Origin of the sequence: Phormidium sp. CCY1219 (assembly GCF_035615515.1) — a bacterium.
Classification (GTDB): Bacteria; Cyanobacteriota; Cyanobacteriia; order Cyanobacteriales; family Laspinemataceae; genus CCY1219.
Window position 1 is genome coordinate 1 of the sequence record NZ_JAJENT010000735.1, and the last position, 21,750, is coordinate 21,750.

The 21,750-nt window shown below is 47.2% G+C and carries 16 protein-coding genes; 7 read left to right on the forward strand and 9 right to left on the reverse strand.

The window, feature by feature from the left end:
- On the reverse strand, positions 1–445 hold a 445-nt coding region (locus LKK83_RS22245), incomplete at its 3' end, for a hypothetical protein (RefSeq protein ID WP_324633551.1).
- An 817-nt stretch (positions 446–1,262) separates the two neighbouring features.
- Here LKK83_RS22245 and LKK83_RS22250 point away from each other — a divergent pair.
- The 4 genes from LKK83_RS22250 (at position 1,263) to LKK83_RS22265 (ending at position 5,570) form a co-directional block, all read left to right on the forward strand.
- Positions 1,263–1,517 (forward strand): NfeD family protein, encoded by a 255-nt coding sequence (locus LKK83_RS22250; RefSeq protein ID WP_324633553.1) that lies wholly within the window; start codon positions 1,263–1,265, stop codon positions 1,515–1,517.
- Between the two features lie 99 nt (positions 1,518–1,616).
- Entirely contained in the window at positions 1,617–3,356 is a 1,740-nt protein-coding gene (locus tag LKK83_RS22255; RefSeq protein ID WP_324633554.1) for a vanadium-dependent haloperoxidase, read from the forward strand.
- 158 nt (positions 3,357–3,514) lie between these two features.
- Positions 3,515–4,027, forward strand: coding sequence for a ferric reductase-like transmembrane domain-containing protein (locus tag LKK83_RS22260; RefSeq protein ID WP_324633555.1), 513 nt, complete (start codon positions 3,515–3,517; stop codon positions 4,025–4,027).
- 166 nt (positions 4,028–4,193) lie between these two features.
- Entirely contained in the window at positions 4,194–5,570 is a 1,377-nt protein-coding gene (locus LKK83_RS22265; protein ID WP_324633556.1) for a WD40 repeat domain-containing protein, read from the forward strand.
- A 502-nt stretch (positions 5,571–6,072) separates the two neighbouring features.
- On the opposite strand, the gene LKK83_RS22270 is transcribed toward LKK83_RS22265, so the two are convergent.
- From LKK83_RS22270 to LKK83_RS22290, 5 genes are all read right to left on the reverse strand, one after another.
- Positions 6,073–7,920 (reverse strand): CHAT domain-containing tetratricopeptide repeat protein, encoded by a 1,848-nt coding sequence (locus LKK83_RS22270; RefSeq protein ID WP_324633557.1) that lies wholly within the window; start codon positions 7,918–7,920, stop codon positions 6,073–6,075.
- A 30-nt stretch (positions 7,921–7,950) separates the two neighbouring features.
- Complete coding sequence (locus LKK83_RS22275; protein ID WP_324633558.1) at positions 7,951–8,892, reverse strand: DUF1822 family protein; 942 nt, start codon at positions 8,890–8,892, stop codon at positions 7,951–7,953.
- Positions 8,882–9,523, reverse strand: coding sequence for a hypothetical protein (locus LKK83_RS22280; protein ID WP_324633559.1), 642 nt, complete (start codon positions 9,521–9,523; stop codon positions 8,882–8,884). Before LKK83_RS22280 ends, LKK83_RS22275 begins: the two co-directional genes overlap by 11 nt.
- A 409-nt stretch (positions 9,524–9,932) precedes the next feature.
- Complete coding sequence (locus LKK83_RS22285; protein WP_324633560.1) at positions 9,933–11,069, reverse strand: hypothetical protein; 1,137 nt, start codon at positions 11,067–11,069, stop codon at positions 9,933–9,935.
- Positions 11,070–11,075: 6 nt separating this feature from the next.
- Positions 11,076–16,451, reverse strand: coding sequence for a hypothetical protein (locus LKK83_RS22290; protein WP_324633562.1), 5,376 nt, complete (start codon positions 16,449–16,451; stop codon positions 11,076–11,078).
- A 575-nt stretch (positions 16,452–17,026) separates the two neighbouring features.
- Here LKK83_RS22290 and LKK83_RS22295 point away from each other — a divergent pair.
- On the forward strand, positions 17,027–17,302 hold the full coding sequence (locus tag LKK83_RS22295; RefSeq protein WP_324633564.1) for a hypothetical protein: 276 nt from the start codon (positions 17,027–17,029) through the stop codon (positions 17,300–17,302).
- A 726-nt stretch (positions 17,303–18,028) separates the two neighbouring features.
- Here the strand turns inward: LKK83_RS22295 and LKK83_RS22300 are convergent.
- Positions 18,029–18,220: a hypothetical protein gene (locus LKK83_RS22300; protein WP_324633565.1), complete on the reverse strand. Its 192-nt coding sequence runs from the start codon at positions 18,218–18,220 to the stop codon at positions 18,029–18,031.
- A gap of 424 nt (positions 18,221–18,644) precedes the next feature.
- Between LKK83_RS22300 and LKK83_RS22305 the strand changes: the two genes are divergently transcribed.
- Positions 18,645–19,823: a GNAT family N-acetyltransferase gene (locus LKK83_RS22305; RefSeq protein ID WP_324633566.1), complete on the forward strand. Its 1,179-nt coding sequence runs from the start codon at positions 18,645–18,647 to the stop codon at positions 19,821–19,823.
- A 23-nt stretch (positions 19,824–19,846) separates the two neighbouring features.
- Here the strand turns inward: LKK83_RS22305 and LKK83_RS22310 are convergent, their stop codons facing one another.
- The gene (locus tag LKK83_RS22310; protein ID WP_324633567.1) at positions 19,847–20,806 is read right to left on the reverse strand and encodes a GDSL-type esterase/lipase family protein; all 960 of its coding nucleotides are present in this window, start codon (positions 20,804–20,806) and stop codon (positions 19,847–19,849) included.
- A gap of 72 nt (positions 20,807–20,878) precedes the next feature.
- On the opposite strand from LKK83_RS22310, the gene LKK83_RS22315 reads away from it, so the two are divergent.
- On the forward strand, positions 20,879–21,013 hold the full coding sequence (locus LKK83_RS22315; protein WP_324633568.1) for a hypothetical protein: 135 nt from the start codon (positions 20,879–20,881) through the stop codon (positions 21,011–21,013).
- A gap of 31 nt (positions 21,014–21,044) precedes the next feature.
- Here the strand turns inward: LKK83_RS22315 and LKK83_RS22320 are convergent, their stop codons facing one another.
- Positions 21,045–21,473 (reverse strand): hypothetical protein, encoded by a 429-nt coding sequence (locus LKK83_RS22320; RefSeq protein ID WP_324633569.1) that lies wholly within the window; start codon positions 21,471–21,473, stop codon positions 21,045–21,047.
- Between the last annotated feature and the right edge of the window lie 277 nt (positions 21,474–21,750).

A 21,750-nucleotide genomic window follows, 5' to 3' on the forward strand; every position in this document is an offset into this window, starting at 1 on the left:
CAGATTCGCTCTCCCTGTCGCCGCTATGCGATGTCAAGGTATCGCTGGGTTCTTCGCTGGATGAGGTGACGCTGCTGCCAATTAGGGTATCGCCTTCGTTCCCTTCCACGCCATCCTCACTGCCGATGAGGCTGTCTTCCAGTCGATCCTCGATGTTGCTGTCGGTGGTTTGCAGGTCGTCGGTGGGGAGGCGATCGCCGCTACTGCCATCTTGCAAAAACCACTCGGTAAACTTCTCCTCTACTTCTGTCAATTTGTCGGTTTCTTTCTCGACATTGAGATTAACACTCCGATTGCTCCCCTCCAACGGCAAATTCTCTGCGAATCCGCTTGGAGAGAGATAATCGCTATTCTCGGGAAACAGGGGCGGATCTGTGGGCGAACTCGGCAAGGACAAACTCGCCACTGGATCCTCAAACAATGATTGATGTTCCGATGCACTCATGGATTACCTTCCTTTCCCATGTAGGAAACTCGATGATTTTTTGTCGTAACAGTAATGCCGGATACAGTTTTTTTCTGAAAATCGATCGCACCGCCAACCGGGTTGGCGCAGAATTTACAATTTCAGAACGAAAATTAAGCTTATTATCTATCGGGAGTGAATCTTTTGTCTAGAGAAAAAGCCCCTGCTTCACAGAAACTTTAAAAATGCCGCGATCGCAGACAACCCTCTGTGGGAGTCAGTTGTAAATTTACTCTAACCAAATAAAAAGTACCATCTTCACAGAAACTTTAAAAACTCAGTAATTATACGCTGCTTCTGAGTGGCATGGGTTTTGAATTTCCAGGATTACCCGGTTGACATAAAAGCCCTCAATGGTAAATCGCGATCGGTTTCGGGTATGGGGCCTCGTTAACATGCAGCCCCCACCACCAAAGGTGAAACCCATCGCCAACTCTCTCACCTCACCGGACAAGTTCCTCAATCAGGGATAGATTCCCACCGGATTAGCAAGCAACCTGAAAGACAAAAATCGGACTTCGGGAATTTTTTTTACTCGGGCAGCGCATAATTTTTGATTTTATTCCCCAATATCTGAGAAGAAGGCAAATATCAAGCCTCACCTTATCCGGAAAGGCGAGTTTATTCTGTTTCGCATTCGCCCTCATTTCAAGCTTAATTTGAGCGCTTTGACGCATAATATTTTTCAGTTGTCCCTAACACTCCCTTGAACGGCAAAAAGGAGAACAAAGCAAACCGCAGACCGAGGCAATCTAGAAAAATCGTTGATTTTTGGAAAAGTTAGTTTTAAGGGACAATGAAACTTATACGGAAGCGAAAAACACAACAAAAAGCAATTTTTCCTCGGGACAAAATCCAACTTTTTCCCGAGTTGGTTCCAGCCATAGTCGAAGAAGCGATATCGCCCAAACAGCCGGGAAGAGTCAAATGTCAAGGTTCCTACTGGTCAGCCAAGCTTTATCACCCGGACTGCCAGGTGACGCTCGAACCGAGTCAAAAGGCACTTGCCGTGGGCATTGAAGGAATTACTCTGCTGATGGTAACAGATTAATTCACTGACTAAATTCTCTCAATAAATTCTCCTGCGTCAGCGGATTTTTACCGTTCTAATTTTTGCCCTTCATTGTTTTTATTACAGGAAGTAACTAAGATGTTAGAACTCGATACTATCTTCAACGAAAACCAATACTTGCAAGCCTATCCCGACGTAGCTCAAGCTATTAGTAACGGCGGATTGGCATCTGGGTTGGAACATTTCAACCAATTCGGACAGGGGGAAGGCCGCACCCCAACTGCATGGTTTAACGAAGAATATTACTTGTCTGAATATGGAGACGTAGCCACTGCCGTACAAAACGGGCAGTTTGCTTCCGGACTCGAGCATTATCTGGCAATGGGTCAAACCGAAGGTCGCAATCCCAGCGCCTTATTTAACGAAAGCTTTTACCTGTGGGAAAATCCAGATGTAGCAGCGCAAATCGATCCGATCGCGGGTTTTAGCAGTGGCTTCCACCACTACCTCACTTTTGGCCAATCCGAAGGTCGCGAAGCCTATTCGCGCATCGTTCCACTGTGGAATGAAGCCGTACAGCAAGCAGTTCGCAATACCAATCCCGGTCCTACCATTGCCTCACGCGCCTATGGGATACTGGGTACGGCGATGTTCGATGCTTGGGCAGCCTATGACGAAACGGCGATCGGCACCCAACTCGGCGACAGCCTGCAACGTTCTGCCGAAGAAAATAACCCGCTCAACAAAAGCAAAGCCGCTAGCTATGCTGCTTATACTACCCTACGCGACTTGTTTCCCACTGAAGTGCGGTTGTTCGATGATTTGATGACCCAACTGGGATACGACCCCTCCGATACCTCTACCGACCCTAACACCCCGGCTGGCATTGGCCGCCTGTCTGCCCAAGCCTTACTCGAATTCCGCCACAACGACGGCTCCAATCAGCTCAACGGATACGACGATATTACCGGGTATCGAGCCGTGAATACCCCCGATACCGTCACGGATCTGAACCGCTGGCAACCCTTGACACAGCCCCTCGACGACCCCAACGGTGACGTGCAAGAATTCCTCACGCCGCAGTGGGGAGAAGTGACGCCTTTCGGTCTATCCTCCGGCGACCAATTTCGTCCCGAAGCGCCCCCGGAATTTGGCACGCCTCTGTTTGAGCAGCGGGCACGAGAAATCCTGGACATCAGCGCCAATCTCACCGACGAACAAAAAATTATCGCCGAATTCTGGGAAGATGGTGCGGGCACCTCATTCCCTCCCGGCACTTGGATGAACTTCGGTCAGTTCGTCTCCGATCGCGATTCTCACACCCTCGATGAAGACATCCAGCTATTCTTCGCCCTCGGCAATGCCGTATTCGACGCCGGCATCGCCGCCTGGGATGCGAAAACCCATTACGACTACGTGCGACCCGTCACCGCCATTCGGGAACTGTTTGCCGGAGAACAGGTGGAAGTGTGGGCCGGTCCGGGAGAAGGCATTCAAACCATCGATGCGGCGGAATGGCACCCTTATCAGCGCCTTGGCAGTCCCACCCCGCCATTTTCGGAATATGTTTCCGGACACAGCACCTTTAGTGCCGCCGGGGCGGAAATTCTCCAGCGCTTTACCGGATCCGATGAGTTCGGGGGTTCGGTGACCGTAGAAACCGGCGACTCCTTTATCGAACCCGGGGTCACTCCAACCACTGATGTCACTTTGAATTGGCCCACTTTTTCCGCCGCCGCCGATGAGTCTGGTATCTCCCGCCTTTACGGGGGCATTCACTTCTACGAAGGGGATATTAATGGACGCACTTTAGGCCGCCAAGTGGGAGATGCCGTATGGGATCGCGCTCAATTTTATATCTCTGGTGGTGTGGAATAACGCCCACCCAGAATGGGGTTTAAAGTGTTTTGGGTTCAACGTTACATTTCTAAACCCCACTGGAATCGTTGTAGGGGCGGATTGCTTGCCCCTACGACTTTAGACCTTCCCAAACAAAATTCCTACAGCACTCTACCTCAACTCTAGGAGAATCAACCATGATACAGCTTAATGCTGCGCCTGTTTCTAATATTTTAGGAGGAGTAGCGCTACTGTGCTACAGTATCACTTTGTTGCCGACGATTCTGCGAGTTGTTTTTCCAAAATTCAAGCAAACCGGAATTCCCAAACTGCTCCTCAAGCATCGTCGTACTGTGGGAATCCTTGCCTTTATTTTTGCCTTGGCTCATGGCTACCTTTTGATAAAAAAGCGAAATATTGACTGGCTGGATATCAACACTTCTTGGATTTACATTCAAGGAGTAGCTACTTTTACAATCTTTACTCTTTTGGCAATCACTTCTAATGATTGGAGCGTAAAAAAGCTGAAAAAAAACTGGAAGCGCTTACATCAGCTCACTTACTGGTGTATGTTTTTGCTGGTCTGGCATGTTTGGGAAAAAATGGCAGGTCATTGGACTTATGTCACGTTAGCCAGCAGCATTTCTCTTCCGACCCTATCGATTTTGTTTTTAATTCGACGGTGGAAAGAGCGAAGTCGCAAAAAGTAAAGGGATGGACTCGTGCAAACATAATGGCAGATAGTAGGGTGGGCAGAGCCACTCTCAGAAGTGCCGATATCGACTATCGGTTCTCGTGTCTGCCCACCGGACAAACCGCTCTTTATCAATCAACAATCTTGACAGGTAAATATAAGTTACAGGGAGGATGCCGAAAATGCTTTTTATCCCAAAATTTTTGCGGGTTTTTGCAGTGTTAGGCGGAACGGGATTGGCGGCAATTTTTACGACAAGTTGGTTAAACTCTCTATCGGAAACCCCCGCGTTCTTTCCGGGTTTTCCTGAAGCGTCTATGGCGGCGGCAAGTCGTACCTTACAGGGACATTCGGTGTGGGTTTATACAGTGGCCATTTCGCCGGATGGCAAGCGATTAGCGAGTGGGAGCTATGATGGAACGATTAAAATTTGGGACGTAAAAACGGGAAACCTGCTACGGGAGATTTCGGCACATTCTGATGCGGTAGCTTCTCTGGCGATCGCACCCAATGGAAAATATCTCGTCAGTGGCAGTTGGGACAATCAAGTGAAGCTGTGGGACTTGGAAACCGGGAAAGCAATTCGCACCCTAACCGGGCACAGGGATAATGTGAAAGCAGTGGCGATCGCACCGAATGGCAAGTTAATTGCCAGTGGCAGTACCGATAAAACGATTCAACTCTGGAACCTGGAAACTGGCCAGCAAGTGGCCAGTTTTCGGGATGCAGACTGGGTAAGAGCGCTCGCCTTTTCCCCGGATGGGCAATTTCTCCTCAGTGGTTGTGAGGATGGCACGATTGGCATTTGGCAGCTTGAAACGCAAAAAAAATCCCTTGCGATTCAAGCTCATTCTGATGTGGTTCGTTCCATTGCATTTAGTGCAGATGGGAATTTCTTCGCCAGTGGGAGTGATGACAAAACCATTAAACTTTGGCGCAGCCGCGATCGCAGCTTGTTGCAAACCCTGACAGGACATACTCGTGCCGTGCTATCCCTGGCATTGAGTGCCGATGCCCGCATCTTAGTCAGTGGCAGTCACGATCGCACGGTGAAACTGTGGAATGTATCAGACGGAAACGAAATCGAGACGTTCCTCGCTCATGCCAAACCCGTGTGGTCAGTGGCATTGAGTCCCGATGGAAAACATTTTGCCAGTGCCAGTGGGGATAAAACGATTAAATGGTGGTCTGTATCTGCCCATGTCAACCCTCCATCTTCTCCCACACCCACATCCACACCCTCTCCTGTAGAGATTCCGATAGAAATTATCGAGGACGAGACATTGGCACAGTTAAATCAAATCCTCTACGCGCAGCTCGATCGCGCTTGGCAAACCGTGGAGTTTACACAGAGTTTAGCCTATCGGGTGACGGTGGCTCGAAATGGCGCGATCGTGGATTACCAACCGTTGCATGTAGCCGCTGCCGATTTTATTGCTCAAACTCCTCTGCCGAATTTACTGACCGAACAACCTCCTACTGATTATGCTAATTTTCATCTAGTGTTACGCCCTTCCGGTGCAATCGAAGTCAATCCCTGGCGCGGATGGCTCCGTTAATTTTTTCGGCGTTCTTTACATGCCATTAAATTTGTATAGAAATCGGAGATAGTCGGGTGGGCAGAGCCTCTTTTATAGGTGGCGATCGCCCATTGGTTTTCGTGCCTGCCTACCCGACAAACTAAGTTCAAAAAACAATTTTCCGGCCAAATTTTCAAAACCTTTTCCGATAGCTCCGCATATTTTTTGGATTATCCTCCCAATAAATATATAGAACGACAAAGACAGTAATTCTGCGGCGCAATGCAAATTAAAGAGCAGATTTACTGGGTTCTGCGAAGAGTAGAAAAGGAAGTATAGAAATGAAACCCTTGCAATTTATTGGCTCGCTATTTCTGTTAAGCTTGGCCGTGAATCAACCTTCTTTATCCAGTGAACTCACATCAAAAATTTCCTCCGGGATGAAAGAAAATAATGTCGAACAGACGGAGCCAGATAATTCAGTAAGGACTTGCACCGATCCCAATGGCAATAAATATCCCTGCCCGAAATCCGTTACCCCCTAAAAATGGGAAGGGGATGGAGGGGGAAACAAGCGCTTGCGAGCCATTCCCAACCACCGATCCTCATCGAAGTCCTGCGGATTGGCTAGATTATAGCACATTTCCCACTGCACGAGTGTTTCCGTGCTGACCCCCGATCGCTCTAGCACTCGAGCCATCAAACAATATGCAGCAGCGCGATCGTCATCCAGGGCAATTGCCATTTGGAGCTGTTGTATAGCCTCTTCATATCGGCCTTGCTCCAGTCTGGCCCACCCTAGGTTTTTATGCAAGGCATATTTTACCGGCACTTCGATCGCGAATTGCAGCCCCCGCCCGCTCATTTCAACGGCTGCATCGTAATCTCCATCTTCAACGATCGAGAGCCGCGCTAACTGGCTATAGGCTGCGGCAAAACCATATCGTGCGGCAATTTGATAGTGAGTTCGGGCACAGTCAAAATTTCGGACTTGCTCGCAACTCCATCCTCGAGAGTAATGGGCGGCTGCATTGTGCGGGTCGAGGGCGATCGCCAACTGTATTTGTGGCTGAAATTCGCGCCAGCGACCGGCTTGAAAATCTTCAAACGCCCGATTGTTAATCGTCGTCGCCAGTTTTGGTGCCACAACTTGCCCGCCCCAGATACAGAGTGCTAACAGGAATAGGATAGCTGTAGGTTTCCGCCAGCTATGAATCCAGGGTTGAGGGGGGGAGGGAATAAAAGGAATTGTCCAGGGAGAGCGGGATAATTTTCCCTCCCAGTTTCCCGAAACCCGTTCAACCGTTGGGGCGGCCACTAATTCTGCCCAATTTTTCGGCACCACCGTTGTATTTTGACAAACGATCGGCAACCATGTCGCACAAGGAAATTCCCCTTCTAAACCTTGCAATCGTTCTCGGGCTTCTCGCATTGCGAGATAGAAGGAATTGCCCCCAGAAAATGCCAGGAGAAAATACTTCAAAAAGGTTTGGGCTACGCGATCGGGCACCGGTTCGCGCATGACAATCGTTTGAGGGATGTGTAATTGAGCCAGTTCTCGGGCTAACCCCAACCCATCGCAAGAGTTAAAAATGGCAAATTGCAATCCGCCAGCGAGTGCTTTTTTCAATCCGTATTTTAAGTCAGCGATGGTTAAGCGCTCTGTGGGATTGATATAAATGCAGCCGCGATCGCCTTCGGTAGTGCTATGTCCGGCAAAAAATAAAATTTGCCAACTTTGTTGCCACAATTGGTCATTAATCTGTTCGTGACTCGGTTCCACCAGAAAAGTGACCCGCGCATTGGGTAAATTTTCGAGTAATTGGCGATCGGCTTCTACATTAATGCCTTCTTGATGGCCGAGAATTGCTAAAATTTTGACCGCTCCTTGGCGCTGTGGTGCGGTCTTTATCCGTTGCGCGTAGGGAGGAAGCAATCCGAGTTCCGTTTGCGGATAGCGCTCGAAAAAGTCCCACAAATGCCAAGGCAGTTTTTGAATCTGCGGATTTTCGCTGCGAATCAGAATCCGGGTTGCTTCATCTCGAGCTAACTCTTCTCGCAGAGTGCGGTCAATGGGGCGAAACGCTTTCGCCTCTAACCATTCCTGGAAACCCTCACTCAGTCGGTTTGCGGCGGCGCGACATTCCTCGATTCTCTGATTAATCGATCCGTTGTAAATAATTTGCTTGGGCTTTATCCCGCGCGCTGCGTCGATATTGCGATACTTTGTTTCCCATTGCTCCAGTAGGGTTTTCAGCTCGGGTGCTGGCGGTAATCTCCCCGGAATTTCTGTGGAAGGGCGATCGCCCTCCGGTCCAATTTCAAGGGTGACGCGAAAGCCCACCGTATCAAAATCACCGTCGAATCTGACGATCGCTAATTTACCCATGAGACTCTCCCCTAGAGTGGCTGGTTTGCATCAGATGATAAAGGCTTCCGTGATGCTCGTATTGCCTAGCACTATTTTAATACCAAAGCGTTCCCCCGGTTCGCCACTAAAATTAAGTTGAATATTTTTCGTGCTGCGCGCGCAAGCTTGCATCACCGCGACTCCATCGTCATCGAGAACCATAACTTGCAAATCTGGGGGCAAATGACTTTGCTCTGGGGTGGGATAAACCTCCAGCCAAATATCCATTTCTGAAGTTGAAGTTGGCTTCATCCCCACCACCAGTGCCACGCGATCGCCGCCCCGCGTCACATCTATCACTTTCCCTCGCTTTACACTGCTTTTCCCATCCCGCACATTCCACACCAGTTCCATTGTTTGCGGTGTTAATATGCGTTCTACACTCTCCCACCCGCGATCGCAAATCCCGCGCAGCCATTCACTTAGGTGAATCGGTTTATTTTCCCTCAATTGGTGAACGCAGTCTAAAAAATTTTCTAGACTTTTCAACTCGCCAATTGTCAATTCCTCCGTGGCTATTCTGGAGGTAAATCCGAGCAACTTTGCTTCTTTCATCGAAGCAGAAATCTCTACAATAATATAGCCGATTCGATTTTCCCAAACCGACTGGGTAATTTCCACCCACTCCGACTGCGCTAAGGCGGGACGACATTCTATTTTGCCCAGGCTTTCTAATTCTAAATCTGCCACATCAGCCAAGCTTTGCAACACCGGATTCCAGCTATCGCTTGCTTCTAAATTTGTGGGAATCCCCATACATTTACAGTAAAAATTAACCGCCAGTACCGCTAAAGTATTGCGATACACCTGTTCTCCCTTCGCTGGATTCAATTGCTGTTGGCGAAATTTTTCGGCTACTTGATGGAAACTGGGGGTCAGCGGTACGGTAAAATTCATCGAAACCTGGTTACTTTTCATTGCTTTGATAACCGTGGAATGTTTAATAGTCATTGGTCAAGATTTCTTGGAAAAGAGGCTTAAATTCTTTGAGCGATCGCTGATAAAAGTCGCTTAACGTGGAAGTCTTGACATCAAGTTCGGCGGAAATGGTTTTCCATTTTTTTCCTGACAACCGAGCCAGTGCGATTTGCTTGAAATTAACATCCGGACGGTTGACCAGGGATTTGTTGGTAAATACCTGTTGCGGATCCTCTTGCAGGTACTGTCTGAGGACTTCCGACATGGAAGGTTCCCGGCTACGGTGGGGAAGAAATTCTATCTCCAAGGTGTCACTTCGCAATACCTCCTTTTTCCCAACAACTATTTTAATTGCTTCAATTATAAATCGTTTGTTCAGTAGGTAATTTACCCAGGTTATAACTGAAGCTCGCTGCGGATCGTATTTATCAATGTTTTCACAAATAAAGAGCCATAGGAGAGAAAGAGCCTCTGCATAGATATCTTCATAAACCGAGACAAATTCACCTTTGCGGGGGCGCGATAGTTTTCCAGAGCGCGCCAGGGCTTCAATTAATTTCGTGAGCGCGATCTGTCGCTCCTTACTGTGTTGCGGATGCTGTTTTGCCTCTAGGGCATACCGTTGCATTTCTTCGTCCGCGCTTTTGCTCTGTGCCTTATTCATTCCAGTTCTCGGTTATTCCCCCTCACGAGCTTCTACTGCTTTTCTCTGACCCTACCGACAAGTTTTACGGCAGGCGTCACGGTTTGTAACAAAACTTTACATTAGAGGATTGTATCCGAAAAGGGGGCTTCTGTGGTTCTCCAGGAAAACCGGACCGGGGGAACAGATGGAACCATTCAGCCCGGAGGAACATTTTTTGGCGTCCTGAGTGTGGATAGGCACCACCTTGTTAGCCTTGTCCTCATGGAGCTAGGGAAGAAAACCCTGTCACTATTGTGCCATAAGGAGGCGATCGCCTTTTGGTTGAGGGACGAAACAGAAAAATTAAACATATAGAACCGCGATCGCTCCTTGGCTGAAGTTTTAAAAGGGCGATCGCTGGCTAATTGTCTACCGCAGACTGGGGGTATTATTTTCCTAATATACGACGCCAATCATTTATTTCCCGAGACAGTAAAAGCTGGTGATTAATTGGTTCTAAATGAGAAAGAGCATTTCTGATGTCTTTGAGCTGTTCAGCCAGTCGCTTTATGTTGCGATTCCCTGCCAGATTACTGTTGAGTTGATACTCAATATGTCCGATTTCTAGATCGCGCAGATCTGAGATTACACCAAAATTCGTTTGAAACGGTACCGTTAAAATATCCTTACAGGTTGACAGAAGCTCTTGTCGTCTTTCTTCAACAAATGGCAACAGTACACCCACTTGAGCGCTCCATATTCTGCGGTCAATTTCTTTCGTTGAGTCATTGAATGCCAAAGCAGCAGAATGAATTTTTTCTTCTCCCTCTATTATATCTTTCACACCTCTATGCCAGGAGTCAGACCCCGAGCTAATCATTTCATCGCACCAGCAACGGGATTGGCCAATTTCTAGAAGAATTGGCAGGGGATTAAGAATATGTTCTAGACTTTCGTAAGCCAACCACTCACTAACATTCGGATCCCATAGAGCTAAATTCGCGATCGCTGAGATAGCAACCTGCTTTTGCAGGTCAGAGAGTTGTTTACCGGAAAAAAGGTGGGCAGTAAATAGCAAGATATCGAGGCGATCGACCACTCCACGCCAATAATGATGAGACAGACAGACATCCTCCCTCGGGGGGTCGATTGCCAAATCACCGATTAATGGCACGCAAAAGAGGGTGCGATTCCATTTAGAAACCGATCGGCAAGACTGTTCGTAGTTCGTGAGGAATTTTTTCCAAGGCCCCCAAAGAGGTGGTGTTAGATTCTCAATCCAGATAATTTTTCCGCCAAAATCCTGATGTTGTGCCAGGGTACGGGCGTTGCGAATTTCCGTGGGGCTAATCTCTCGAACAAAAATATTAAAGAGTTGATGAACGGGTTCAGTTTCATTTTCCTCTAGCAGGGAGAAAGTTTGCCAATGCCACTCCTCCCCGATTTCCAACCGAACAGCACTAGAGAGACCAGCAGGCATATGTTTTGGCAAACAGAGAACGACATTTTTTCCGTCGATGAGGTCTTGAACGATATCGGCAACATATTGATTTGGGCCAGGGATTTGCCACCAAAAACGATCCATAAGGTTTTATTCTTCAATCGCAGTAAGAACCCGAGCTAAAAGAGGATCGACGCGCCAGTTACCATTACCTTTTGGCAGGACTAAATGAAGGTGTCTTGCCCACTCAAGCGTTTGCCGAACAATGTCCTCTGATATCCCTTCCTCAATTCCAATTAAATCCTCTGCCGATGCTTCTTCCAGAGTTTTTAAAACACTTAATGCATGTTGGATTTCTGTGCCCACGTCTTCTAGACCCATTAACTCCCGGATATAACGAGCAGAATCGGCATCGTTGAGGGAGTTTTCCACGGTTTTTAAATGGTGTTCCCAAGAAGTTAGATCTGCCTGACATTTTTGATAAAAGTGTTTGAGAAGTAGCGGCCAGTTTCCGGTAACTTCAGTTATTTTTGCTCGGCTTTCTTTATCCCTCGCAGTAAAGTTTCCATCTTCCAGCCATTGTCGCAGTGCATCATCGTGCCAGGGATTGATAATTATTCCCTTAGAAACTATGGATTCAATTTCTCGGTTGGGTTGACTAAATAATTCCCAGGTTTTTCGAGGATTTGCCATAAAGCAAATTCGGACGAAAGATTTCTTTGAAGTGAGTTTTCTAACTCTTTTAAGTGCAGTATCTACCCACTCTTTGTTCCACTCACAATCTGCAGACACCAGAACAATGTTGGTGCCCTCAACTTCTCGAGGACGATTGTTCTTAATATCTTCTAAATGTTTGGTAAAAGATTTCAAATTGGAAATTTTTTCAAGGGGTATAAAGAATTCCGAACCAACTGCTGAAACTAGGAAATCATTCATTTCCTCTAAGCCGAGAGCCGAACTACCAAAAATGATGGAGACATCATTTTTACGTTGGCGCAAGATGGATTCTTGTTGAACTGTTAAAGGACTGCGCCGAGAAATATCGTTTGGCAAAGCCGACCGAAAGGTTCCGAGTTTAAATTCTGGAGGAGCTTCGCGTTCTTTGAGAAGTTCCTCTTCAATTTGCTTTTTCGTCCCTAAAAGCAAGACTACATTCGGACTTCTCAAGGCATAATAGTCATCTCGGCTCTCTCTTAACACCCCTAAACCAACCATTTCTTCTAATAAAGCACGGATTTCATCGGTTTTCTTGTCTTGAAACCCTGCCGGCCACCAATCTAGAACGGCATCGCGCAGCCAGGAAACGGAAAAGCCTTCTACCATGCCTTGGTTGCTTTCGAGAGATTCGTAAGCAATGATATAGGCAATCACCTCGTAGCGTTGATCCAGTTGCAATGTCCACATAAAGCGATCGCGAATCGCTTTGCGAAGATTTTGGCTTTGATAGGCTTCATCCACTTGACTCTCCGTAATCTGATAGGGAGGGGTGGTGTTGGGATTGAATTTCCTTAGATGATTCTTATTAACATCTCGGAGCAACTCCTGGCAGTAGAGCTGAATTAAGCTGGGATAGTAGTTGGTTTGCGACAAAATTCGCGTTACCAAATCGTCGGATAATTCATACCCGATACTCGCAAACGGTTGTTTAATCAAGTTTCTGGCTTCCCGCCATTCCCCGTTGTCCAATAAAGGACCGATGCAAATTGGAGTGCCATAATGGGCTAAGGGTTGATTTTCTAACCTGGTGGTGCGCTGTACGTTATGCAACCCAGCAAACACCACCTTAAACCGACGTTCCGTTCGATCCATCAATCCTTTCAAATAACTGGTTTGAATGAATCCACCTTTTCCGCGATTGGTTTTTGCCATTTCCGCGCCATCTAATTCGAGGAACTTATCCGCTTCATCTAGCAATAAAAGAATTCGACGATTTTTATCTTGTTCCAGCCAGTTGGTAATATGTTGCAACAACGTTTCTGCGCCTGCATTTGATGGGGTGGTGGAGGGAACCACTCCTAAATTTTTAAAGACATCGGCAAGCAGGCTCCAAAGATATTCGATAGACCTTTGAATCCCAATTCCAGCGGCTTTTAAATCCAGCCAATAGGCAATTCTTCCTTCTTCCGGTGCGTGGACTTCTCGTTCTACAGAACGCAATAATGCAGTTTTCCCTAACTGCCGCCCCCCATAAATAAAGCAAGAATCCATCGGGTCTATAATGGAGTCCCGCTCTTGCTTGCGACCATAGAAAATCTCAGGTGGAACCAGTCCAGCAGTTGTTGTGTAAGGTTCCAAGAATGTAAAAGGCAAAGCACATTGAAAGAGAGTCGGAAGTCGTAAACCGGTTTCGCCACACAGGTAAAGCATTAATATGTCGTCGATCAAAACAAATGTCCGACGGCGTTCCCGACAGGTTCGAGCGAGTTCTCTACGCCACCGCTCTGTCAAGCGACCGAAAAAGAACACGAATGCGGGAGAACCATGTGTGGTTTTGCCAACATCATTGATGATGTCTTCTGCAGTGGGTCTTCCCCATACGCAAAGAATTCGGTATTGTCCGTTCGCCGCCGAACCATAGGTATAAACCGGGCATAACTCTTGGTCTCGAATGACTTTGGTGGTTAGATGAATCAAACAAGTTTTCCCCAAGGATGGAGTAACTTCAATTTTGACGGGATTAAAACCGAGGCTTTCTAAAATTGTTCTGGCATCATTCTCATCGATTGTTGGCTGCGAATTTCTTCCTGTACCCACTCTTTTGGCATTAAACCATGCTTCTAGCATTTCCGCAGCTCGCTCAGTTTGAGCGCCAGTCGGACGCCGCAAATCAATATTACAAAATCGGTCTCGATCGCGCACTTTTTTTATGGCAATTCCTGGACCGGGTATATCTTCCATGAATTCGCCAATTTCAATTGCTTTTTTTGGGAAAAAGTCACTAAACGTATCTGTCTCTAGTTTGGTTTCTGGAAGCTCATTCCCACGATTCACCATATCTATATATTCATTGGCCGTTAGGACATCGCCTTTGTCCAACAGCTCGCTAATGCGTCGAGCATTGGGATGTTTTTCCGATATAGATAAATACTCCAGTCTGTTTCTGACATGCTCGATTGCGATTGTTTTTTGGTCTTGAATTGAAGATTTTATGCGATCGAGTTGGTTGTGGCTGCGATCGAACCGAAGAATTTCATCAAAGTTATTTTCAATCTCTACGATTTTAGCGGCGTATTTAGCCCGGTCAGCTTCCTGTAAAATTCCAAATGCCACCGCACCTTCTATCTGACTTTTAGTTTCCTTTGCATCTCTTTTTAAGCTGTCTCGGCATTCTTTTAAACTTTCTATCCGTACCTCTTCCAATTCATCAATGTTGATGGAGGCTTCTGGGTAATTCTGAAGATACTCGATAATTCGCTCGGTTGCTTCGTGATTGCGACTATCCGTTTGATTCTCGAAGCTTTGCCGCCAATCTGAATAAGATTGAGCAATCAAACGCAAAATTTTATCGAGCAACGAATAATCGATGGGAACTTCCACTTCCCAATCGTCATCCAGAGGAAGGGATTTGATTTTGAGAAGTTCTGCATTGAGCAGATACTTCAGTTTGGGTTCGCCTGTGGGTAACGGCGCAGTTGGATCGAAGAGAGTTCGAATGTCTTTTACTGCCTTTTGACAACAGGAAATCCCGGCTATAACTGATAGAGAATTTTGCTTGGCAACAAAAGATTCTAGCTCTTCTAAAACTGCATCGTGCCGACTTGAAAGGTCTTGCTTTATCTGCTGTGCTTGCTTTTGCGAAAAGTCATTTTCTATGTCTGTTCGCGATTCTTGAAGCTCGATCCAGCGCCGTGCAAAATCAACAGCATCTTTCACATGAAGGTGAATTCTACTCAATGCCTTACCTGTTACGATACTCGCACCACGACTAGCAGCATTTAAGTTTTTCTGCGTCCTTTTAACTTCTGCATCAATTTGAGACTCGGAAGATAATAGCTTTACCGCTCCTTTCACCGTTTCCAGTTGATTGGCATCATTGTCTCTAATCGGTATCAGCAGAGAGTAAACCCTTCCCTCTGGTTTGAGCCATGTCTTCCACACAGCCTTGGCCAATCCATAGATCATGTCTAACAGTGGGGCTTGTGACCACCATTCTTCTACTTCCTGACGCAGGGACTTCATGTCAGATTCCCACGCTTTTTGATTTCTGACTTTTTTGATGGCTGCTGTATTCAGCGCACAACGCTGGTTCCCATAATTGGCTATGGTTTGGCAGTATTCAAAAAGTTGGTTCAGACCTTCTCCCAGTCGAAGATAATTTAAGATATTCGAGGCGTTGGTATTTGGCGCGAGCAATGCGGGGCGCAATGCTGAAGCAGCTAACAGTAAACTGAGGCTCTGATTCCACTCCCCCTCATTTTCGATGAAATAGCGATCGCTAAAGTTGGCGAAGTCTTCCATCAAGATGTTGGCAATTTCTCCAACTCCTAGGTCATATCGCACATGACGACCAAGGGCGACTCCTCGAATTAACCATGATGGAAGTCTTGGCTGTAACTCGCGGAATTGATTCTCCAAGCAACGCCCTAAATGAAATGCTAAACTGAGTTGATCCTCGCGCAGCAATTGCCAAATCAGGTAATGTAGGGCTAGGGCATTTTCTGCAACATTGCTGTTTAATATAGATGCAGCAATCTCTTGTACGTCGGTCAGTTGTTTATCCGTTACTTCAGAGTGGGTTTGAGGTGAGGGTAATGGGGGTGCTTGGGAACTAGACTGCTTAACAGGTGGCCATTCCTCAGCCTCGTGGGTTATCTGAACTACTACAGTTGATTCTGGGCTATTATCTGTTTTAGACTTGGGTGCCTGGGTACTCTTTTGAGTTTGAACGTTGGTGTCAACAGGCTTGTTTTCCTTAGGAATTGACTCTGACTGGGAGGCTAAAATGAGTTTTCCTGTCAATGCTGCGATCGCCAGAGGCATCCCAAACGATTGCGCCACTTTACTCTGGAGTTCTTCCACAAGCTTGTAGTTGGGAGAGTCTCGCTGTGAAATCAGCCTCAGCAGTGCGGCTAAGGGATGTATTCCCGAGGCTAACGTTTCTGCTTCTGTAGGTAGGTTGGTTTCTTGTTTTGAAATGATTCGTTGCAGTTCCCGGGCTTGTTCTTGGCATTCCCGCAAGGGTGAAAAGTCGTTTTCGCTATAATCAATCGCCAAGACCCGCTCCAGAACGGACAAAGCACTTTGGCGGATTGTCTCTACTTCTGCCTTTTGCTGGTTTGCCCGTGCCACCGCTTGTTCTAACAACGAGTGGAGTTCCCTTAGGGAAACAATCTCATTGGCTCCTGGAACCGGAGAACCTCCGGATGATTTTATCTCTTTTAGCACGTTGGCGCGCAGTTCTTCAAACTGGTTGCGGCTGGTGGCAAGTGCTGCAATCAGTTCTTGCGATAGAGGAATCTCGGAGTCTTGAAAGGCTTTTGTCGCTTCAGACAGCCGACTCTTTAGGTGGGAAAAAGATTCTTCCAAATCCTCAATTTGTTGGAGTAATTCCGTTAACTGGTCTTGCATAGGCTTACATCCCTGGCTGACTTTTACTGAACTGATTCACTGGCCTTTGCACCTTCTTGTTTATAATGAAGATGCCCCCCGCTTGTATTAATTGTTACTGTTGTTCTCTTTCTGTCCAGCACAATTGCTTTTCATTATCTTAGATCGTTTTAATCTCATCTGGGTAAAAAAAGGGAGTTTATATGTAAAGAATTGTTGCATGCCGAGGAAGTATTACAGATTGAAAATAAACAATAGTATTGTTGATATCCACCATGCCCAAACTGAGGAGCCACAAAGATATGTCTGGAAGCATGAGATCTACATCCGCAATATTCTGGACTCAAGGCGATAGAATCGAAGAACATCTGCGAGAATCGATAGAGTAACAAGTTGCTGATAAGCACTCGAATGCCACTGGGGACAGTTTGCGAATGCGATCGCCCCACCGACATCGCGGGCACACCCAACTCCTCCACCCCCCGCAGGAAACTCGAATCATCGGCGATCGCTTCATCAACCCGTTAAGCTAATGACACACCACCAGCATGTTGGTGAGTGTAGAAACCCGTCAGGGAGCCAAAATGAGGGAACTGTGCATCGATTTACCCGAACCGACTTCCACCGCAACCGAGCTTAATGCCCCGCACCCAGCAACGCTACCGCAACCGCCCCACGCGGAATTACTGCTGCGTCGCTTAGATTTCATAACGCAAATTCTCCTTCCTTTACCGCACTGGCAGCAATCTCGGTGCGCTTGTTTTGGCAAGCTTTCTCACAACCGACAGAGATGCGATCGCCACCACCCTACTCACCTTCGTCGTGCCTAGCGGCAATCTGCATGCGGCTCTAGATACCATAGCCTTTAGTTCTTGGTTTCCCTGGGCGTGGCTGGAGATTTTCGATGGCGTCAACTACTTTCGTCGAGCGCTCGGTTCACTCGTAATGATTAGGATAATCATTTTGAAGGTCTTCAGCACCATCTGATTAGGGGAATGTTGTTTCATCAACTTTCGCAGACGCTCCCTCTGGTTTGGGGTGGAGCTGACTCTTCTCCCGTTCTCATAGCGCAGGTGGAAACATTGGAAACCACCGACAGGATGGCTTGCACTCCCCCGCCGACAGTTTCGGCGTCGATGAGCGTTCAATGCGGCACCAGTTTTGGGAAGCGATCGCGCAAAGACTGACCGAAATAATACTGACACCAAAACTCCGCGATATCGAGCAACTTTGGTGCGGAAGAGGGAATCAGCCCGGTGCCGTAGCTCGGTTCGTAGTCCTCAGCATATTCTCGGGCGAGTTTGTATGCCCAATAAGAATGCTCTCACTCTACAAAGCAACAAAGGGCATAATCGAGTAGCAGCAGATTGCCACTGCGAACGAACCGCACTCTCGCCCACCTCCTGTTGCGATACTCGTTCCCTTGCTCCGCCTTTAACCGATTCAGTAACGATTATCAACCTCGCCTGGGCGGTAATCCCCAAAAATTTTCGTACTTCACGAACATGAGAAACGCTATCTTTTAGAAACATAACGCCAGACTCAACAACTTTTCGTCAAAATAGGGGCAGGAATTCTATTCTATCTTGATACTCATCCTCAAATGAACCTTCAGCAATCAATAGCAATTGTTCGAGGTTTTCCCCAATACTTAATTTGGGACTCAAAATAAAAATTCCAGGGACATGATGCTTTAAAGCAATATGCTCTACCAGGTGAACGGGCATAGACTTGCGATTTTTTGTCACTAAAATATAGTCCTGTTCTTCACACCACAGTAAAATTTATGGATCCAGTGTCCCTTACCCCGATCGCCTGGAAAATGTCTCGCCCCTCTCACCCCAGTCGGTTGCCCCAAAAGTTGCGAATTGCAAACTGAAAACCATGATGGACAACCGCTCTCTTTCCCGGAACCCTGCATCAAAATACTTACGCTTTCTGGAAGGGCAGCGATTCCGAAGCTGGGGACTGTGGAAGTGCCTGCCCTCTGGAGTTGCAGTGAATTTTCCAATTGCTTTCTCAAGCAGCGATTTCCTGATTTATACTGTAGAGTATTGCCAGGAAGCACTCAAGCAAGCTCCGAAATTCTGTGGCTCTTTGCCCTCGGTGGAGAATCGGTTTTGATTGTCCTGAATGCCTGCGAAATTACTAACCCCAACCCCTAACCTTGCAATGAACGAACTGCGCCAATTTGGAACTCTATCGAACTCAGAAGAAACCGATCGCCTGGGAGAGGTTCTCTGTCAGTGTTTTAACCTGCCACTAAATGAATGGGACAAGTATCGCGATCGCATTGGGGGGGAGAACTTCCGCATCTTGCGTCAAGGCAGAGCGATCGTGGGCGGGTTGGGTATTTATCACATGGGACAGTGGTGGGGGGGCGATCGCGTGTCAATGGCAGGTATCGCCGCCGTTGGCGTATTACCGGAGGATCGCGGTACCGGTGCTGCGGTAGAATTACTCACTCACACCCTAGGAGAACTGCATCGCCAAGGGATAGCACTTTCCACCCTTTACGCCGCCACCCAACGGGTTTATCGGAAAGTGGGATACGAACAAGCCGGTGAGTTCTGTGATTGGGAAGTGACCCTGGATAGCATTCAGATGCGCGATCGCACGCTTCCCCTGCATCGCGTCGAATCGATTCACGCCGAAGTCTTTGCACCCATTTACCGCCAACAAGCCCTTCATTACAACGGCAATCTCGATCGCAATTTTGCCATCTGGCAACAGATCTTGCAACCGAAAGGCGATGAAGTGGTTTATGCCGATTTAGTTGGCAACCCCAACCAACCGGAAGGCTATATTATTTTTACCCAAAAAAACACAGCTCAAGGTGTTAAATTAGTCGTCCTGGATTGGGTGGCATTAACTCCCGCCGCTGCCCGTCGGTTGTGGACTTTTCTCGGCGATGCCCGTTCCCAAATTAGCACTGCAACTTGGCGCGGTTCTTCGGTGGATTCGTTGCTGTTGTTCTTGCCAGAGCAAACCGCTAAAATTACGCATTTAGAACGCTGGTTTATGCGAGTTGTTAATGTGAAAATTGCTCTAGAACAACGCGGATACCCCGTGACGTTAAATGCCGAATTGCACTTAGAAGTTCGCGATACCCTGCTACCGGAAAATAACGGTAAATTTATCCTAACTGTTTCCGGGGGTCGAGGAAAAGTCACCCCTGGGGGACGCGGCGATTTACGCCTGGATCCGCGCGGATTGTCTCCTCTCTACAGTGGGTTGTATAGACCCTATCAACTGCAACTGGCGGGACATCTGGAAGGTACGCCCAATGCTGTTTCTGTGGCCACAGAAATTTTTGCGGGTTCGCCACCGTGGATGCCGGATTTTTTCTAGTGAAACATGGAAAAATGGTAGAATCAAGTGGAGGAAATTTGAGGGATGTAAATGGTGCGATCGCTCTCTATCAATTCTCCATTGATGTTATTTCTCAGGGCAATTAAATCATAGTAGTGAACCTCGCCAGAACCAAGAGTTTTGCGCGCCAAGTCTTCCAATGTATCTCCGGGTCGAACGCGATAGGGAATCCAGCGATATTCTCGGCCAGAAAGGGTAAAAGTCGGGGTTTGCTGCAACCATTGTTGATAGCGACGATCGCGATTGAGCAACAATCGGGATTCCGCTTGATGGAGGGCTTTTTGCCAAACTTCATATCCCCGTCGGCTCAAATGCAATCCATCGGTGGTGCAGTCGCGGCGTAAAATATTGTCTGAGTTGGTAAAGGAGGAATTCAGGTCGAGAAAAGTGGCGTTTTGTTGTTTGGCGATCGCGGCGAGTTCGCGATTGATTCCGGAAATTCGGGTATTTGGAAGGGAAGGTAAGCGAGTGGGTAAAATGGACTGCAAAACGACCTGGGCGGTGGGGTGTTGGTATCGCAGTTCTCGGATAATTTGGTAGAGATTGTGAATGACTAGGGTATCGGATTTACCCTGGCGCAAATCGTTAATGCCGGCTAGAATATAGATGGCATGAGGTCGAGTGATGGAAAAGGCGGACAATCGCTTTAAAATTCCATTGGTATTATCTCCAGAAATGCCTTGGTTGAGCCAAAGTCTTCCCTGGGGAAGGAGTTCTGAGGGAAACCACATCGTTATCGAATCGCCTAATAAGATGGCCAGACGATTTGAACCCTGTCCGTAAGCCAGAGCATTTGCTTCTCGAGTTAATAATGTTTTCCAGTCTTGATAGGTTGGCTGACCGATCGCTTTTTCCCAGACAGCCTGAAAGCTATCGGGGGGTAAAAGGGTGTAAGTTCTGCCGGCTTTTAACCCTTGTAGCCGTTGCCAATACATTGCAATTCCAGACGTGGGTCGATTCATATCTAACCTCTCACTCGTTCTGGAATTCAACATAAACGAGTTGAGCGGAGTTAGAGGGAAGAAGTGGACATTTTGTCAAGCGGTTCAATATGCAGGGGCGATCGCGGAGGTCAAAAAGCAACTCAGACGATTTGGGTCATCGATCGGCGGCTGATGGGGAAAGAAAGTAGCAGCGAACTGTCCAGAGAGGTGCGATCGCGCTTTTAGTTTGCACTCCCCACGGCGAACTCTCCTTTGCTTACACAGATCCATCAAAAATCGTCCAGTGATTCTCCGAGTCGAGTACCCGATAATCCCCCAAAAGATTAGCCGCAATCAGATGGGAAACACTCGTACTTTTCCAGTACAGGGTATGGTTTTGCACTAATCCGAATGCCATTCCTGCATCCCCCAAGCTTTTTTGCAGAATATCCTGGGATTCGAGATACTTATCCTTAAAAAACAGATGAGACGACTGAAGATTTAAACTGGAATAAAGCGGATAAGCAAACACATCCGTGGCGTTAATGATATTAATCCACCGCAAAGGTTGCTTGATATAGTGACTGGCAAACTGGTCGATTTTTTGAGACCCAATCCCCAACAGGCGATCGAAAAATAAAATGGGCGAACCCATTGTCGTCAGGCTTCGCAGATAAACTTTTCTTCCTTTATCGGCGGGACTCAATCCTTTGATAACATCGCGAATGTAAACCGCCGGATCTGAATTGCTAAACTTATCCGAGAATAAAATATCCCATAAAATAACGCTTCCGAGGGAATGAGCGACCAGATGAAGGTCGTTGTCGCCGGGATGTTCTTTGAGAAATTCAAAGAGTTGTAAGGCAACGCTTTTTCTAACTAAAGAACCAGTTTCGGAATTTAAGTACTTGATACTCCCTACGGATAAATCCGAGGGATTCTTAAAGAGTCCAAAGTCGGACTTTTAAAGGCGCTTTTCCCCA

Coding starts and splice junctions, on each gene's coding strand:
- LKK83_RS22255 (WP_324633554.1), top strand. CDS start 1,617: ATGTTAGAACTCGATACTATCTTCAACGAAAACCAATACTTGCAAGCC.
- LKK83_RS22270 (WP_324633557.1), bottom strand. CDS start 7,920: ATGGGTAAATTAGCGATCGTCAGATTCGACGGTGATTTTGATACGGTG.
- LKK83_RS22280 (WP_324633559.1), bottom strand. CDS start 9,523: ATGAATAAGGCACAGAGCAAAAGCGCGGACGAAGAAATGCAACGGTAT.
- LKK83_RS22260 (WP_324633555.1), top strand. CDS start 3,515: ATGATACAGCTTAATGCTGCGCCTGTTTCTAATATTTTAGGAGGAGTA.
- LKK83_RS22250 (WP_324633553.1), top strand. CDS start 1,263: ATGAAACTTATACGGAAGCGAAAAACACAACAAAAAGCAATTTTTCCT.
- LKK83_RS22310 (WP_324633567.1), bottom strand. CDS start 20,806: ATGAATCGACCCACGTCTGGAATTGCAATGTATTGGCAACGGCTACAA.
- LKK83_RS22285 (WP_324633560.1), bottom strand. CDS start 11,069: ATGGATCGTTTTTGGTGGCAAATCCCTGGCCCAAATCAATATGTTGCC.
- LKK83_RS22275 (WP_324633558.1), bottom strand. CDS start 8,892: ATGACTATTAAACATTCCACGGTTATCAAAGCAATGAAAAGTAACCAG.
- LKK83_RS22305 (WP_324633566.1), top strand. CDS start 18,645: ATGAACGAACTGCGCCAATTTGGAACTCTATCGAACTCAGAAGAAACC.
- LKK83_RS22265 (WP_324633556.1), top strand. CDS start 4,194: ATGCTTTTTATCCCAAAATTTTTGCGGGTTTTTGCAGTGTTAGGCGGA.